Consider the following 15,676-nt stretch of genomic DNA (forward strand, 5'->3'; position numbering starts at 1 on the left):
CTGATTTCTATCAACAAGCTGCTACAATAGCGCCCCGCTTTAGGCAGAATCAAGTTCTCTAATGCCTTACCGATCATGGAATGATAAGGACGTTCTGGCGTGTTGATGAATCCTAGTCAATTAACTGCGAGTGCCCCAACACGTTTTTTGGGGTGGTTAGAAATATTCTTAATTTGTATCCCTCTTCTGCTTTTTAGTTTAGTCACTTTGTTCCTCTGGGAAGGGGGGCAAAAGTGGTTGTTGGTCAATCAACTTGAAGAGCGTGGCGCTGTCGCCATTGGCCAAGTGATTGAGACCACCTATCGCAGTGAGCGCAGTTCGACGGGCGTCTATCACCAAAGATTGATTTGTTTGGTTGAGTATCGCACCGCCGAAGGCAAGCTCGTCCGTCAATGGGAGCTCGATGGCGTGAATTGCCAAGCGACCTATCAATTACGGCCGCCGCAGGGCGACACCCCTGGCGCATTAGTGCCCAACTACGGGCAAAGTGTTGTGCATTATCTTCCCGAGACGCCAACGCGGGCGAGCGCCGATCTTGAGTTAACCCGCGATCGCGCCAAACTGGATTTTGGTTTTGGCATCGCAGGTTTAATATTTTGCTTGTTTGTCAGTTATTTCTGTTTGAATTTATTAAGAGTTCGTTGGGTCGAGTTTCGTTATCTGCCAAAACTCAAGCGGTTAGGGCAGCAACAGGATTACACCGGGATTATCTGTTTTCTTGAAACCTATCGCCAGCATCCTGCTGCGAATATCCTAGTCTGGGAAGCGGCTGAGCATATAGGTTATTGCCCTGAGCTCTATCCGCGTTTGGTCGATTTATTCGAGCAAATGCAAACTTCACCGAGCAAAAAAAAGCTGGAATCCGTAGATGAATCTATTGCGATGATAAGCTTTTATCGCTTGAGTTCATTAGGATTTCACGAATTGGCGCTGGCGATGCTCGCCCGTAGTAAACAGGCGCTGTCGGCTAAAACTTTAGCCAGTTTTGTTTTGATAACGCGTACTAAGCAGTTGTCCTTTGCGTTGGAATTACCCGCAGAAAAGTTAGCGGCATTGAAGGCGTTGTGTGAGGCCAAAGTGATAAAGTTTGGCCTGGCGGATGAAAAGCAATGCCCCGTCGATTTTACTGTGCGCCTCGATTATTTACTCTACTTAGTGATATTAGTGCTCGACAACACCGAGTTTGATCGCCAAGCGGGGCAGACTATCGGCCCAGTTCAACGGCTAATTTTATCAGCCTTAACACAGGTGAAGGTATTCGACACCCTCAGTCAAGCGAGCGCGCAGGCACTGGATACACAAATTCAAGTGCTTTTAGCTCGCTTAAATACGACTCAGGGTTTTGTGTACGAACTCAAGCCGCTACTCGAGTCGATATCAGACCAATTAGCGCAACCCGTTCAACAATCAGCGTTTTCAGTAACCAAAGTTCCAGTAACCAAAGTTTCAGCAAATACAGGGAAATAAGTAATGCAGTCTTATTCTATCTCACGCCCATTGGCATTGGTGGCCGCCTTAGTGGCGTTGCAATTAACCGCCTGTAGCCAGCCTAAACCCGTAGCTGTAGTCGAAAATGAAAAGGAATCCTTGCTGCAATTTGATAACGGCAAGCTTATCCAGTTTAAGGAAGAGGCAAATCCTAATTATCGCCATATTCCCTGCGATTTAGCTGCAGTCGATGCTGTGGTGACCAATAGCACGGCCTTCGCCGCATTAACTAAGTCGGGTGACGTCATCACTTGGGGCGATAGTTTTGCCGGTGGCGATAGCCGCGAGGTGACAGAACAACTTAAGCAAGTAAAGCAAATCGTCCCAGTTAAGGATGGATTTGCCGCGCTGCGCCAAGATGGCGCAGTGGTGTATTGGGGCAATGCGGGCAAGTTGAGTCTGGACAAGGCATTGCAAGCGCGCATGACCAATATCACTAAGTTATTCGCCAACCGAGAGGCCATAGCCGCACTCGATGCCAATGGTAAGGTGCATACTTGGGGCTACGGGCCTTACGGCGGCAATAGTTTGCAGGTGCAGGATGAGTTAGTCGATGTGGTCGATATCTTTGCTAAAGGGCGCAGTTTTGTCGCCCTTAAAAAAGACGGCAGTGCCGTGGTTTGGGGGCAGGTTGAAGAGTCGACCAATATGAAAAAGTTACTCCCGCAGCTTACGGATGTAGCGAAGCTCGAATATTTTCAACACACCTATGCCGCCTTAAAAAAAGATGGCTCAGTGGTGAGTTGGGGCTGGCGCAGTGATACTTATCCTATCCGCAGCGCCCTTAAGGATGTGGTGAGTCTCACAGCAAATAACTGTGCGTTTGCGATTTTAAGCCCAACAGGTGACGCCCATTTTTGGGGCGATGGCATTAACTGTGGCGTCGATTGGATCAAGAAAACCGATATCACAGGGGTGAAGGAGATTATCAGCGTCGGCACTGGTTTTTTGCTACTGCGTGACAATGCTACGCCACAAATTCTCGCCGACGATACGGATTATGCCTATCTGTTTGGGTTTCATGATGCTCAAGAGATCCTCAATAAATATTGGCAGCAAGGCAGTGTGATTACTCGAGGGTCTGCCTCCTTTGTGTTTACGCGTCCCGACGGCAAAGTGGTACCCGTCGGTTACCGGGCAAACCTTAAAAATGTCGAGCAGCTGATCGAGCGCATTCCGCGCCTCACGTGGTTAGCGCAGGCTAATGACGGTTATGTTGGTATTAGCGAAAAGGGAGAATGGGTCTCTTGGTCGATGAATTTGCCCATGTTCGACAAGTCGCCAGTGCAACCAGCAGATTCCTTGGTGATTAAGCCGCTGGAATTTACCCCCGCTGCCCAATGTGAAACCCCAGAGCAACGGCAGGCGATTTTGAGTCAGGCAAGGCCGCAGCGTAAAATCAATTGGTCATTTGACTAACTCATTGTTGGGCATGTAGGGCATACATCAGCTGGTGAAGATCCATTCACCAGCTTGTTAATCCATCACTGACCCTATCTTTGGCTGCTATTTGCTATTTTACAGTTTTAGTGACTGTATAAGTATCATTTCATTTATCTTTTTAACTGTTATCCTATTTGCATCTTCGCTAGAATGCTGGATGTTTTCTAAGCAGTTTCATAAATCGTTTTAACATACTCAAACAACCTGAAGATTCTTAAATGGTTATTTTCGTGAGTTTGAGGATGGATTCGATGCCAAGGATGATAATCATGAAATGTATTCCCCATAGTCGGATGGGATTATTGCAGGGCGCAGGCATATTAATGCTGTGCGGCTTGATTGGTTCCGAATCCGTTGAGGCGAAATTGGATATGCCCCTTGTTGAAAGTGGTGCCTCGCATACCCATGTGTTGCCTATCTTTAGCCAGAAATTGGGCTTTAGTCTGCCAACGGGTTGGCGCCAAGCGTACCATGAGGAACGTGCGGGTATGTTTATGGCAGAATTTGTGCCAGAGCAGGAGGCACTTAATCAATGGAGTGCACTGTTTTGTGTGCAAGGCTTTAAGGACATGGCCGAAAGCGTAAGCCCAGAGCAGTTTTTAGATGCGATGGCCGAGACATACCAAGCCTCATGTGATGGCGAGGTGATTTATCAAAAGCTGGGGGATACCCAAGTAGATGGTCACAAAGGTTTTCAGGCTATTCTCGGTTGTACCACTATGCCGAATGTCCATGGCGCGACACAGTTTAATTCGAGTGCTTTTACCTCTCATCCCCAAGGTGAGATTGGCTATTACACTGTAGTGAGTGGAAGTAAGGATTTGTATTTGCTGCATAAGTCAATGCGTGGTGAGGTGTTTCTTGCCGATAAACCTCCATTGCAAGTGGCCAACAGTGCCGATTTTATCTCAGCCTTAGCACCCTACACTTTAAAGTAGTTGTCAGTCGAGAGACGGATGTTCATGGACTTTCATCCGTATAGACGTCTATAATGCGCGCGCTCAGGCCTGTTATGCCCTGAGCATTATTGGGTGTTAACTGGTTTTTCGCCCTATGAACCTAATTTTTAGTCAACCTTCTGTGGTGCTTGCGATGTATTCGTCGCGAGATAATCGGGAAGCCAGTGAAATTCTGGCACTGCCCCCGCAACGGTAAAAGGTGAGAGACGACCGCATTCGCTAGGTGAGTTCAAGAAGGACCCGATAAGCAATGTGCAAAGGTCAGTTTCGCGTATATCTCTAGTTGAGATAGACATAGCCTAAGTCCGGAGACCGGCCCTAAAGGTGTTTTTGAGATTTCGGTGGGCAGATCTCAAAATGCGATAGTGACTGTCAGTATTTGTTACTGAATCAACGGTATCGTGGCGTCATTGCCCCGTTTTCCTTGCAGGAGTTAAAGGTAAAATGGGAACACATCCAACAAAAATCGCGCTGCTGATCGGCAGCCTTTGCAGTCTTTCTGTTATCGCGCCTGCCATGGCCGACGATGCAACCAATACCGCCAAAGTCGATGAGCATATCGTCGTGATTGGCCGCTCAGACAAAGCACCCTTAAATATTGCCGCCAATGTGAATGTGATTGATGCCGCTGCGATTGAGCAGAGTGGCGCAACCAGCTTGACCGAAGTGTTACGTGGTCAAAGTGGTATTCAACTATCCGACAATAACATTGGTACTAGCTTTGCGATGCGTGGCTTTAGCGCCAGCTCTGCGGTTAACAACACGCTGATTTTGCTCGATGGTCGCCGCTTAAATAATATCGATATCGCCGCACCTAGCCTGAATGCGATTCCACTCAATTTAATTGAGCGTGTTGAAATTCTATCGGGCAGTGCTGGCGTGCTCTATGGCGACCAAGCGGTAGGCGGGGTGATCAATATTGTGACCAAGTCGCCTGAGAATACGGGCGGCAGCGTGCAATTATCCGGCGGCAGTTTTAATACCTACGAAGGTCGCGGCGATGTGTCTGGCGCCATCAATAAAGATTGGCACTATTTTCTGACTGGTAGCTACAACCAAGGCGATAACTATCGTACGCATAATGCCAATGAAACGGGCTCTATCTTAGGCCGTATTCAATATAAAACCGCCACAGATTCTTTCTTCGTTGAAACTAGCTATTACGATGATGACCGTGAAAATCCTGGTTCACTGACGGTCGATCAATTCAAGTTCGATCCACGTCAGTCTTTTAATAGCAATCAATATGTCCATGAGATGACCACGGCGGCGCGCACGGGATATCAGCATCAGCTTAACCAAAACTGGGCCTTGGCGGCGGATCTGGATTACAGCGATACTTCAGTCAGTTCGCTCAATTGGGGTCAGAGCCATAATACTCGCTCGCTGCTGATGTTCAGCCCTAAAGCGCTCGCCAACTACAGTACCCGTCAAGGCGAGCTAAACCTAGTCACAGGTTTGGATATTAGCCGCGGTAAGGCCGAGTTTGACTCTATGGCGCGTAGCAACGTGCAAGAAATGCAAAGTGCTTACCTGCAAGCCACTGTGCCATTAAGCCACACCTTAAGCTATGTGGTGGGCGGACGTTATGCGCGAGTGACCGACGATCTGGTCGATGGCAATGTCTATCCAAACGGCATCGATTTAGATGAAGATGCCAGAGCATTTGAGTTCGGTTTAAATTACCGTCCGAGCGCCGAACACAGATTTTATCTGCGTGGCGATGAAAACTTCCGCTTTGCTAAGGTCGATGAGCAAGCTTACACCCCGAAAGATGTGTATGGCTTAAAGCCGCAGACAGGTCGCTCCTATGAAGCCGGTTGGGATTGGACTGTCGCGAGCCAAAGCCTACGTGTCAGCCTATATCGCCTCGATTTAGAAGATGAAATCGTCTTCGACCCAAGCGCTGAAAAACCTGTTGGTGGCAGCTTCCAAGGCGCTAACGTTAATGCCGATGCCTCACGCCGTTATGGCGCGAGTGCCGATTGGGATTGGCAGGTGACTCAAGCCCTCACCTTAGGCTTGGAATATAACTATATCGATGCCGAATTTACCGATGGGGTGAATGATGGCAAGCAATTGTCTTGGGTGGCTAAGCATACGGGACGCGGTTATGTCAGTATGGATGTTGCCGAGCATTTCCAAGTATTCGCTGAAGCCATTTACACAGGCGATCGTTTTATCGAAGGCGATAACGCTAACCAAGGCGATAAATTGGCTAGCTATGTGCTTGGTAATCTTGCCCTGAACTATAGCCGTGATGCTTGGTTAGCGAGCCTGCGTATCGATAACTTGTTTGATAAAGAATATGTTAGTGCTGGTTATTATGGTGGTAACTGGGGTGATGGCTATTACTCTGGCCGAGGCCGTGATATTCGCTTGACTGTGGGTTACCGCTTCTAAGCTGAATTCTAACAATTAAGTGATTTAATACCTTTTAAAGCCAGACTCAGTCTGGCTTTGTTATTTCTGTTGTTTGGCTATGCGCAGAGAAAAATCCATTTTCTCGGTGTATTCTTTATAAGTTCAGCCTATTTTGAGATAGTCTAAGTCGTTGCTTGTGCTGTAAATCGGCCTATCTCAAGCATTGTCACAATTATTCTACGACTTAGGGCTGAAATTCTTTGTAGTTTGGGTATGATGTGAGCGGTATTCGAATCATCTTATAGCAATTTAACAGGTGTAAAGTGTCTTATGACAGATCTTGAGCAACAGGTTTTTACTCAAGTGAGAGCCATCATCTCGAATGAAGAGCAAGTAATTGGCCGCCGTGGGATTTTAATTCCACTCAAAAAGGCGATCCTTGCCGAAGGCGATATTCGAAACGTGATCGATATTATTTCGAGCGATCCCGCATTGGCTGCTCATATGTTGATGCGCAGTAATTCGGCGCAGGCTTCAGGCATAGTCGCTCCAAAATCTCGCTCCTTAAAAGACGCCCTGATCCGTTTAGGCCAAGTGAATATTTATCGCTATGCCTTTACCTTCTATTTGAAAGAACGCCTCGATGAATTGCCCCAACCCTATAAGAAGTTGGTACAAGGTTATTGGAAACTCACGGAAAATATCGCTACCGATGCGGTCGACAGCCTAGTAGACATGCCGGATGTTGAAGTCGACCCCGATGAAGTACAAACCTTGGCGTTGTTTAGCGTGTTCGGGCAAATTATTGCCTTAACGGCCTTTGCTTACTTAAATGCCAGCGCTGAGCAATCTTTCCCGTTAAGCGTGATTAAGTCATTGATTGATAATCAGCAGCAGACCTTAACCATCGAAGCCTTTGAGGCTTTAGATCTCGATCAGGATCTGCGCCAAGAGTTTATGATCGCCCATAATCTGCGTCAGACCCGTAATCAAAATTCTCCCGGGTTAATTCTACGCCGCGTGCTATCGATGCGTGGTTTATTGCTTAATCCGCTCTAAAAACCGCTCATAAAACAAAGCCTGCGATTGCAGGCTTTTTGTTATCAGTTTCAATGCTTAATTGGATTTTTGCTGACGCGCTAAGCCTTCGCTTGCCACCAGTTGCAGCCAATTTTGCACTAAGGCCGAGTTCGCGCTGTGGCGGCGATAGGCCCCAAATAGCGGGCGCTTTAAGCCTTCTTGGCCGAGTTTAACTGAAGCTAAACTCAAGCCATGTCCCTCATTGATAGACCAATTTGGTAAGGCGGCGATACCGTCCTTACAGGCAATCCGCTGCAATAACATCATGGTCAAATCGCAGGTCTTTTGTTCGCCCGCCTCAACACCTGCGGGTTCTAAAAAGTGGCGATAAATATCTAAACGCGCCAGTGGCACTGGGTAGCTGATTATGGGTAAACGAGCCAATTGCTTAGGCGTAACATAGGCTTCTTTCGCTAAGGGATGATCCTTGGCAACCACTAACTTCACTTCAAAATCAAACAAATGCTGATAGGCGAGCGAGTGCCCCGGCACGGGATCTGAGGTCAGCACTATATCGAGTTCGCCCATTTCTAAGGCATTGAGCGAATCGAACAGGTGACGGCTCGATAGATCTAACTCGGCCTGCGGATGATCTTGCCTAAATTGCTCCATCACTGGCATTAACCAGCGAAAACAGCTGTGGCATTCAATCCCGACTCTGAGCTGATTGATCTCTGTCTCTAGGCCATTTTTCAGATCCGTTTCCGTCTCTAACACCTTAGGCAGGATCTCTTCGGCGAGGTGCAACAGCCGTGCGCCTTCTTGAGTAAAGGAGAGGGGTTTGCTTTTACGCACAAAAATGGGCGAGTTAATTCGTTGCTCTAACTCCTTAATTTGATGGGAGAGAGCCGATTGAGTGACAAAACGTTTTTTGGCTGCGCCCGCCAAGCTGCCACTTTCCTTCAGTGCCATTAAGGTTCGCAGATGTCTTAGTTCGATCATGATCACTCCAAGTGAATTTCGCTCATGTTGTGCTTGAAATCAATTCGGTTGCTGGCATAGAGACTATCACAATAAACTTCTAGACGTCCAGACGCCCGTTGTGATTTATCTAGGCTTAAATGCGAAAAGTTGCCAAGAAAACACCATCAGCTGGGTGCTAGTGCCGAATATGGCTTATCTCAAATAAAGGAAGATATGGTATGCAATTAAACAGTCTTGGTTTTCCCCGTATCGGGCGTCGTCGTGAACTGAAATTTGCCCTCGAAAAATACTGGCGTGGTGAGAGCACTCAAGCTGAACTGCATGAGGTGGCCAAGGAGTTACGTCGTACCCATTGGCAATGGCAAGTGGCCGCGGGGATCGAGCAGGTACCCGTGGGGGATTTTGCCTTTTACGATCAAGTGTTAACCCTGAGTGCGACCCTAAACGCCATCCCTGATCGTCACCGCGGCGAGGGCGCTATCGATCTTGATACCTTATTCCGCGTTGCCCGTGGTCGTGCGCCAACGGGCACCGATGCGCCAGCCTCGGAAATGACGAAGTATTTCAACACTAACTATCACTACTTAGTGCCAGAGCTTAAGCAAGACCAAGTGTTCTCTATCGCCTATGAGCAGTTTTTTGATGAAGTGGCCGAGGCACAGGCGCTGGGTTATCAAGCCAAGCCCGTGTTGTTAGGTCCTGTGAGTTACTTATATCTGGCCAAAACCGTAGGTCAGGATTTCGATAAACTCAGCCTATTGCCCAATCTGTTAAAGGTCTATGCCGACATTCTTGCGCGTTTTGCCGCGCAGGGCGTGACTTGGGTACAGCTTGAAGAACCGATTCTTGCACTCGAATTAACCGCCGAGTGGCAAGCGGCGATTAGCGAAGCTTATCAAGCGCTTAAAACGGCTCAAGTGAAGATTTTACTCACTAGCTACTATGGCAGCATTAGTCATCATCAGGCGCTGGTTTCCGCGCTGCCAGTCGCTGGTCTGCACCTCGATTTAGTGACAGCTCCTGAACAATTGGCCTTGTTTGCCAATGCCTTAAGAGCAGATCAAATTCTGTCAGCGGGTGTAGTTAATGGCCGTAACGTCTGGGCGGCAGAGGTTGACCTGATTGTCGAGCGTATCGGCAGTGTTGCCAGAGATTTAGGTGCGCGCCTATGGATTGGCACCTCCTGTTCACTGCTTCACAGCCCTGTGGATTTAGAGGTGGAGACAACGCTCACGCCGACGCTGCGCCAGCAGCTTGCGTTTGCTAAGCAAAAGCTGTTGGAACTGGCCAATGTGCGCCAATTGTTGCAGGCCCCTGAGTCTGTCGCCGCCAAAGAGATCGTTAACACCTGTTTGGCACGCCGTGAGGCTAAAGCACAGGCGGCGGATGCTAAAGTGATCGCCCGTGTGGCTGCGCTGACCCAAGCCGACTATGAACGTGTGAGCGAATTTACTGAGCGACAAGCGGTGCAGCAGCGCAAGTATCGTTTGCCATTACTGCCCACGACCACAATTGGCTCATTCCCACAAACGCCTGCCATTCGAGGTTTACGTAGCCGCTGGCGCAAAGGGGAACTAAGCGATGCCCAATATACTGAGCAGTTGCAGCAAGTAATCCGCGATACCATAGACCGTCAACTTAAACTCGGTATCGATGTGCTAGTACATGGTGAGGCCGAGCGTAACGACATGGTGGAATACTTCGGCGAGCAGCTCGAAGGCGTGGGCTTTACCAAAAATGGTTGGGTACAGAGTTATGGTTCTCGCTGTGTTAAGCCGCCCTTGATTTATGGTGATGTGAGCCGCCCGAAAGCCATGACGGTTGATTGGGCTGTATTTGCCCAAAGCCTGACGGACAAACCGGTCAAAGGCATGTTAACGGGCCCGGTGACGATTCTACATTGGTCGTTTGCCCGTGAAGATATCAGCCGCGATACCATTGCTACCCAATTGGCGCTGGCTATCCGTGATGAAGTGGTGGATTTACAAAATGCAGGTATTGGCATTATTCAAATTGATGAGCCAGCCTTCCGCGAAGGTCTGCCATTAAAGCAAAGCGAGTGGCAAGCTTACTTAGATTGGGCGGTTAATGCCTTTAAACTGAGTGCCGCGGGTGTTGTGGATGAAACCCAAATCCACACCCATATGTGCTACAGCGAGTTTAACGACACGATTGCCGCCATTGCCGCCATGGATGCGGACGTCATCACCATCGAGACCTCGCGATCACGTATGGAACTGCTCAACGCCTTTGAAGATTTTGAATATCCAAATGAAATAGGCCCAGGCGTTTACGATATCCATTCGCCAAATACGCCAAGTGTTGAGGCCATGGTGCACCTTATCGAAAAAGCGGCGCAAAAAGTGCCAGTACGCCAACTCTGGGTTAACCCCGATTGCGGCCTGAAGACCCGCACTTGGGATGAGGTAGAACCTGCACTGAAGAACATGGTCGATGCGACCCGCGAACTGCGTCGCCGACTCGGCTAAGGGCTGTAATATCCGCAATAAATGCCTCTTTGGCATAGCGTCAAAAAATAGGGATACCTAAGGTATCCCTATTTTTATTGGTGATTTGCAAAGGCATATTGGAATGCCCGCTTGAACCTACTGTTTAATGGTGCTTATTCGTTAAACATCATCTCGGGGACATGCTCAGGTACCACCAATTCGCCTGCGGTGAGCTTAATAATCTCCTCTACACTCACACCGGGCGCACGTTCGAGTAGATGAAATTTGCCTTCTTTGATTTCTATAAAGGCCAAGTCGGTCAGTACTTTTTTGATGCAGCCCTTGCCCGTTAGCGGCAGGGTGCACTCGGTTAATAGCTTAGATTCACCGTGTTTTGAGGCGTGGGTCATGGTCACAATGATATTGTCGGCGCCGGCGACAAGATCCATGGCGCCGCCCATGCCCTTAATCAGTTTTCCAGGGATCATATAGGAGGCGATATTACCCTGAGTGTCGACCTCAAAGGCACCTAATACGGTGAGATCTACATGGCCGCCACGGATCATCGCAAAGGACTCGGCCGAGTCGAAGAGGGCGGCGCCCCTTGCCATAGTCACGGTTTGTTTGCCGGCATTGATTAAGTCGGCATCGACCTCTTCCATCGTCGGAAAAGGCCCCATCCCTAACAGGCCATTTTCGGATTGCAGCATCACTTCAATGCCTTCGGGAATATAGTTGGCCACCAGTGTGGGGATACCAATACCGAGATTCACGTAATAGCCATCTTTGAGTTCTTGGGCGACGCGCTGGGCTAGTTGTTCTCTTGAAAGTGCCATAACTAAATCCTATTTGCTGGAGGAGCGGGTAGTCAGTTGTTCGATACGTTTCTCGAAGCTGCCTTGGATAAGTCGGTCGACATAGATGCCGGGCGTATGGATTTCATCGGGATCTAATTGACCCGGCTCGACAATTTCCTCCACCTCCACCACGGTTATCTTGCCCGCTGTGGCGGCAAGGGGATTGAAGTTACGGGCGGTTCTGCGAAAGACTAAATTGCCGAAGGTGTCGGCCTTCCAGGCTTTGACTATGGCAAAGTCGCCTGTAATGGACTTTTCAAGAATATAATGGCGACCATTGAATTCTTTGACTTCTTTACCTATTGCCACGTCAGTGCCATAGCCTGTTGCGGTATAAAAAGCCGGAATGCCCGCGCCCGCCGCCCGCATTTTTTCCGCCAGCGTGCCCTGCGGTGTGAGTTCGACTTCCAGTTCGCCAGACATCATCTGCGCCTCGAAGTTGGCATTTTCACCCACATAGGAGGCGATCATTTTTTTGATCTGTTTATCGAGCAGTAAGATTCCAAGTCCGTATTCCGTGGTACCGCAGTTATTGGATACGACAGTCAGGTTTTTGGTGCCCTTGTGTTTGATTTCTTTGATGAGATTTTCAGGAATACCGCAAAGGCCAAAGCCGCCCGCAATCACCGTCATCCCATCTTCGAGTCCCGCTAACGCATCGGTGTAGCTGGTAACCACCTTATTCAATCCAGACATGGAGTGCTCTCTTACGCTTGCTGAAAGTGTGGCGCTTACTATTACCCAATTTTTCGGGCGCTCCTATGGTACTAAGGTGCCAAATAAAACCGCGGCCAATTGCCATATTCTAGTGACATTGAGTCTGGGGCATTGAGGATGTGCGCCCCGCCATGCCTGTGTTCAAGGCATGGGTACAGGACTGTGACTGGATTTTAAAGCATCGGGAGACAAGCAATATGGCGGTTGAACACTCAAGCTTAAAGGGCAAGGTAGGGCTGATCACCGGCTCCACCAGTGGTATTGGTTTAGCAACGGCCCATGTGCTGGCGGAGCAAGGTTGTCATCTGATCCTGCACGGATTAATGCCTGAGGCCGAGGGGCGGCGCCTCGCGGCGGAGTTTGCCGAGCAATATCATATTCACACTTTCTTCAGTAACGCCGATCTGCGGGATCCAGAGAGCATCCATGCCTTTATGGACGCAGGCGTTAAGGCGTTGGGCAGTATTGATATTTTGGTGAATAATGCCGGTATTCAACACACTGAAAATGTTGCTCATTTCCCGATTGATAAATGGAACGACATTATCGCCATTAACCTGTCCTCGGCCTTTCATACCATTCAACAAGCCGTGCCTGCGATGGCCGAAAAGCGTTGGGGCCGCATTATCAATATCGCCTCGGTGCATGGCTTAGTGGCCTCGGTCAACAAAGCGGCCTATTGTGCGGCTAAACACGGGATTGTCGGCTTAACCAAAGTCGTGGCTATCGAGTGCGCTGAGCAGGGAATTACCGTCAATGCGATTTGCCCTGGCTGGGTGGATACGCCGCTGATCAACAAGCAGATTGAGGCCATCGCCAGCAATAAGGGCTTAAGTTACGACGAGGCTAAGTACCAGCTCGTCACGGCAAAACAACCCCTGCCAGAGATGCTAGACCCGCGTCAGATTGGCGAGTTTGTGCTGTTTTTATGTAGCAATGCGGCGCGGGGAATTTCGGGCGCCTCGCTGGCCATGGACGGCGCCTGGACCGCGCAATAGGTTAGCACAATCGTTTTTAGCTCAACAGGTTAGTATTACTTTAGCGTCTACTTCTAAAGACCCATATCCGTTTTAAGGCGATTCACCTAGGTTTAGTTTGATGTCTATTTTCAAACAAAAATAACCTTAAGGTGATAACAATGAAATGGAACAAATCGTGTCTCGTCGCCCAATTTCTACTCCTTGTAATTGGGCTTTTTTCATCTCTGACGTACGCCGGAAGTTGGCAACAGAATGTGGCCATTGGTGGTTTTAACAAAGTACATATCTACACTCCGGATACTGACGCTAAGGTGGGCGACGGTAAGGCCTTGATGTTAGTGCTGCATGGCTGCGTGCAACCCATCAACAACTATCTCACGGCCAACCTTGAGCAGGCCGCAGAGGCTCACGGTATGGTCATTGCCGTACCCGATGCGATGAATAAGGCGGGCTACAGCTGTTGGTCCTATTGGCAGGGCAGCATTAATCGGACATCGGGGGATTATAAAAATCTGATTAATTTGGCCAATGCCCTGTCGGGTGATGTAAACCGTCATATCGACCCGACTCAGGTGTATATTGCAGGACTCTCCTCGGGCGCGGCGATGGCAATGCAAACTGCTTGCGTGGCACCCGATGTGTTTGCAGGGGTAGCCTCAAGCGCGGGGCCAAGTATAGGGACGAGTTCGAATGGGGCGATCTCTACCTGTGAAACCGTATCGACATCTACCTTTAAATCACGCTGCGAATCCTACGCGGGTAGCTATAAGAGTTATTTGGGGACTCAGTTAGCCGTGATTGGCCATGGTAAGGCCGACACTACGGTCAACACTTGCTATAACCAGCAGAATGCCGATGGTTTTGCCACTGTTTATGGCGTGACTAAGTTAAGCGGAACCAATGCGTTATCTGAGGGCGCTGGACATACGGCATCTGAAACCCTGTGGAGCAACAAACGGGTGGCAATGTTGTGGTTCGATGGCTTAGACCATTCATGGTCTGGTGGGGCGGGCGCATCGGGGGATTATGTGGCCGACGACAGCATTAACTTTGCCACCTATTTAGGAAAATTTTTTGCCGACAATAACCAAAGGGTAAACCGTAATGCCTTGCCTACCCTTGCCAATGTCACAGGTGCAGATAACGCGGGCGTGCTGACTGTTTCTGGCATGGCTAATGATAGCGATGGGTATGTTGCGCAGGTAACTATGGGCATTTATTTGCTCGACGGTGCGGGCCAAAGCCTGATCGGCAATGTGAGTACCACAAGCCTTGGTAGCGACGGCAGTTTTCAGCTATCTAGCCAGAGCTTAAGTGATGGTCTGTACAAGCTGGTGGTACAAGCAAGTGATGATGTGTCTGCGCTTAGCGCGCCAGTGGAGTTAACCGTACGTGTTGGGCCTGAGCCTGCGAATGCTGCGCCAGTACTGAGTAATATTCAGGTGAGTGTTTCAGGACAATGCGCATCGGTGACGGGCTCGGTTATCGATGCAAACCAAAATTTAGCCTCGGTGACCGTTGGTTTTAGTTCTGGTCAGCAAGTCAGCGCGAGCATTAATGGCACTCAATATAGCGCTCAAGGCTGTAATTTACCGGGCGGTGCGAATCTTGCGACCGTGATTGCGATGGATAGCACGCAACTCTCTAGCCAAGACAGCATTAACTTTACTATCGATGCGGGCGTGACGGGGGATTACAACACCCATATTAATCTTGGTCATATCACTTGGGGTGTAGGTTATTCCGCTTGTTATCTTGCCTTCGGCACTGGGCAATTTACCATGCGCGAATACGCGGTGGGCAGCTGGCAATGTCAGTGGGTTGCCGATGGCAATACTAGCTGCGCGGGGCCTTCGCAGGCATGTACAGGTAGCACTGGTGGCACCACTGAGCCTACAGATAGCGACAACGATGGTATTAGTGACAGCATAGATAACTGCCCCAATGTCGCCAATGCGGATCAGGCGGATAACGATGGTGATGGTATCGGCAATGCCTGTGATACCACGCCCAATGGCGATACTTATCAATGTACCCAAGTCACGACGAGCAATTATGCCCATGTTACGGCGGGCCGCGCGACCAGCAGTGGCGGTTATGCCTACGCTAAGGGTTCGGGTCAATTAATGGGGCTTTATAACACCTTCTATAGCAGTACTTTGGCCAATACTGCCGCCAATTACTATGTGGTTGGTAGCTGTCCTAACTAAGTAAAAAGGTTGATTAGGTGAAAGCCCTAACTGGGTGATCTAGGTCTGATAACAAAGGCGAACCTTATGGTCCGCCTTTTTGCGTTGGCTTGGGTGGATGGCGGGGGCGGCTACTGGCAGTAAATAGCGCATTATCCTGTAAATTCTCAGCAATGCCCTGCATAGCACTATTCAGCGAAAGCCGTCTTAAATGATAAGATAGGC

The 15,676-nt window shown here is 49.2% G+C and carries 11 protein-coding genes and 1 riboswitch; of the genes, 8 read left to right on the forward strand and 3 right to left on the reverse strand.

Features of this window, described 5'->3' with window-relative positions:
* Window positions 1–105: 105 nt before the first annotated feature.
* The 5 genes from EYR25_RS10005 to EYR25_RS10025 all read left to right on the forward strand — a co-directional run bounded on the left by EYR25_RS10005 (window position 106) and on the right by EYR25_RS10025 (window position 7,313).
* On the forward strand, window positions 106–1,467 hold the full coding sequence (locus EYR25_RS10005) for a hypothetical protein (protein ID WP_243729966.1): 1,362 nt from the start codon (window positions 106–108) through the stop codon (window positions 1,465–1,467).
* A gap of 3 nt (window positions 1,468–1,470) precedes the next feature.
* Window positions 1,471–2,907 carry an RCC1 domain-containing protein gene (locus tag EYR25_RS10010; RefSeq protein WP_133179795.1) on the forward strand — a complete coding sequence of 479 codons (1,437 nt, stop codon included), beginning with the start codon at window positions 1,471–1,473 and terminating at the stop codon, window positions 2,905–2,907.
* Window positions 2,908–3,200: 293 nt separating this feature from the next.
* On the forward strand, window positions 3,201–3,869 hold the full coding sequence (locus EYR25_RS10015; protein WP_039978718.1) for a hypothetical protein: 669 nt from the start codon (window positions 3,201–3,203) through the stop codon (window positions 3,867–3,869).
* Between the two features lie 126 nt (window positions 3,870–3,995).
* A riboswitch (cobalamin riboswitch) is annotated at window positions 3,996–4,225 on the forward strand.
* A 109-nt stretch (window positions 4,226–4,334) separates the two neighbouring features.
* Complete coding sequence (locus EYR25_RS10020; protein ID WP_133179797.1) at window positions 4,335–6,293, forward strand: TonB-dependent receptor; 1,959 nt, start codon at window positions 4,335–4,337, stop codon at window positions 6,291–6,293.
* A 291-nt stretch (window positions 6,294–6,584) separates the two neighbouring features.
* Entirely contained in the window at window positions 6,585–7,313 is a 729-nt protein-coding gene (locus EYR25_RS10025) for an HDOD domain-containing protein (RefSeq protein ID WP_023268601.1), read from the forward strand.
* A gap of 57 nt (window positions 7,314–7,370) precedes the next feature.
* Here EYR25_RS10025 and EYR25_RS10030 read toward each other — a convergent pair whose 3' ends face one another.
* Window positions 7,371–8,276, reverse strand: a complete 906-nt coding sequence (locus EYR25_RS10030; RefSeq protein ID WP_133179799.1) for a LysR family transcriptional regulator — start codon at window positions 8,274–8,276, stop codon at window positions 7,371–7,373.
* 200 nt (window positions 8,277–8,476) lie between these two features.
* Here EYR25_RS10030 and metE point away from each other — a divergent pair, with 200 nt between their 5' ends.
* Window positions 8,477–10,747: a 5-methyltetrahydropteroyltriglutamate--homocysteine S-methyltransferase gene (gene metE / locus EYR25_RS10035; RefSeq protein ID WP_133179801.1), complete on the forward strand. Its 2,271-nt coding sequence runs from the start codon at window positions 8,477–8,479 to the stop codon at window positions 10,745–10,747.
* A 134-nt stretch (window positions 10,748–10,881) separates the two neighbouring features.
* Here the strand turns inward: metE and EYR25_RS10040 are convergent, their stop codons facing one another.
* Both EYR25_RS10040 and EYR25_RS10045 read right to left on the reverse strand, forming a co-directional pair.
* Window positions 10,882–11,544 carry a 3-oxoacid CoA-transferase subunit B gene (locus EYR25_RS10040; RefSeq protein ID WP_011718260.1) on the reverse strand — a complete coding sequence of 221 codons (663 nt, stop codon included), beginning with the start codon at window positions 11,542–11,544 and terminating at the stop codon, window positions 10,882–10,884.
* A gap of 9 nt (window positions 11,545–11,553) precedes the next feature.
* Entirely contained in the window at window positions 11,554–12,261 is a 708-nt protein-coding gene (locus tag EYR25_RS10045; RefSeq protein ID WP_133179804.1) for a CoA transferase subunit A, read from the reverse strand.
* Between the two features lie 140 nt (window positions 12,262–12,401).
* On the opposite strand from EYR25_RS10045, the gene EYR25_RS10050 reads away from it, so the two are divergent.
* Together EYR25_RS10050 and EYR25_RS10055 are read left to right on the forward strand one after the other, a co-directional pair.
* A complete protein-coding gene (locus EYR25_RS10050; RefSeq protein WP_133179806.1) occupies window positions 12,402–13,280 on the forward strand; it encodes a 3-hydroxybutyrate dehydrogenase in 879 nt (292 codons plus the stop codon).
* Between the two features lie 140 nt (window positions 13,281–13,420).
* Window positions 13,421–15,472 (forward strand): extracellular catalytic domain type 1 short-chain-length polyhydroxyalkanoate depolymerase, encoded by a 2,052-nt coding sequence (locus EYR25_RS10055; protein ID WP_133179809.1) that lies wholly within the window; start codon window positions 13,421–13,423, stop codon window positions 15,470–15,472.
* The last annotated feature ends 204 nt before the right edge of the window (window positions 15,473–15,676 follow it).

It is taken from the genome of Shewanella decolorationis, from assembly GCF_004354305.1.
In the GTDB taxonomy this organism is placed as follows: Bacteria; Pseudomonadota; Gammaproteobacteria; order Enterobacterales; family Shewanellaceae; genus Shewanella; species Shewanella decolorationis.

What these genes read in the sequence shown, in the direction of transcription:
- EYR25_RS10005 (WP_243729966.1), top strand. Translation starts at nt 106, where the DNA reads ATGAATCCTAGTCAATTAACTGCGAGTGCCCCAACACGTTTTTTGGGG.
- EYR25_RS10010 (WP_133179795.1), top strand. Translation starts at nt 1,471, where the DNA reads ATGCAGTCTTATTCTATCTCACGCCCATTGGCATTGGTGGCCGCCTTA.
- EYR25_RS10015 (WP_039978718.1), top strand. Translation starts at nt 3,201, where the DNA reads ATGAAATGTATTCCCCATAGTCGGATGGGATTATTGCAGGGCGCAGGC.
- EYR25_RS10020 (WP_133179797.1), top strand. Translation starts at nt 4,335, where the DNA reads ATGGGAACACATCCAACAAAAATCGCGCTGCTGATCGGCAGCCTTTGC.
- EYR25_RS10025 (WP_023268601.1), top strand. Translation starts at nt 6,585, where the DNA reads ATGACAGATCTTGAGCAACAGGTTTTTACTCAAGTGAGAGCCATCATC.
- EYR25_RS10030 (WP_133179799.1), bottom strand. Translation starts at nt 8,276, where the DNA reads ATGATCGAACTAAGACATCTGCGAACCTTAATGGCACTGAAGGAAAGT.
- metE (WP_133179801.1), top strand. Translation starts at nt 8,477, where the DNA reads ATGCAATTAAACAGTCTTGGTTTTCCCCGTATCGGGCGTCGTCGTGAA.
- EYR25_RS10040 (WP_011718260.1), bottom strand. Translation starts at nt 11,544, where the DNA reads ATGGCACTTTCAAGAGAACAACTAGCCCAGCGCGTCGCCCAAGAACTC.
- EYR25_RS10045 (WP_133179804.1), bottom strand. Translation starts at nt 12,261, where the DNA reads ATGTCTGGATTGAATAAGGTGGTTACCAGCTACACCGATGCGTTAGCG.
- EYR25_RS10055 (WP_133179809.1), top strand. Translation starts at nt 13,421, where the DNA reads ATGAAATGGAACAAATCGTGTCTCGTCGCCCAATTTCTACTCCTTGTA.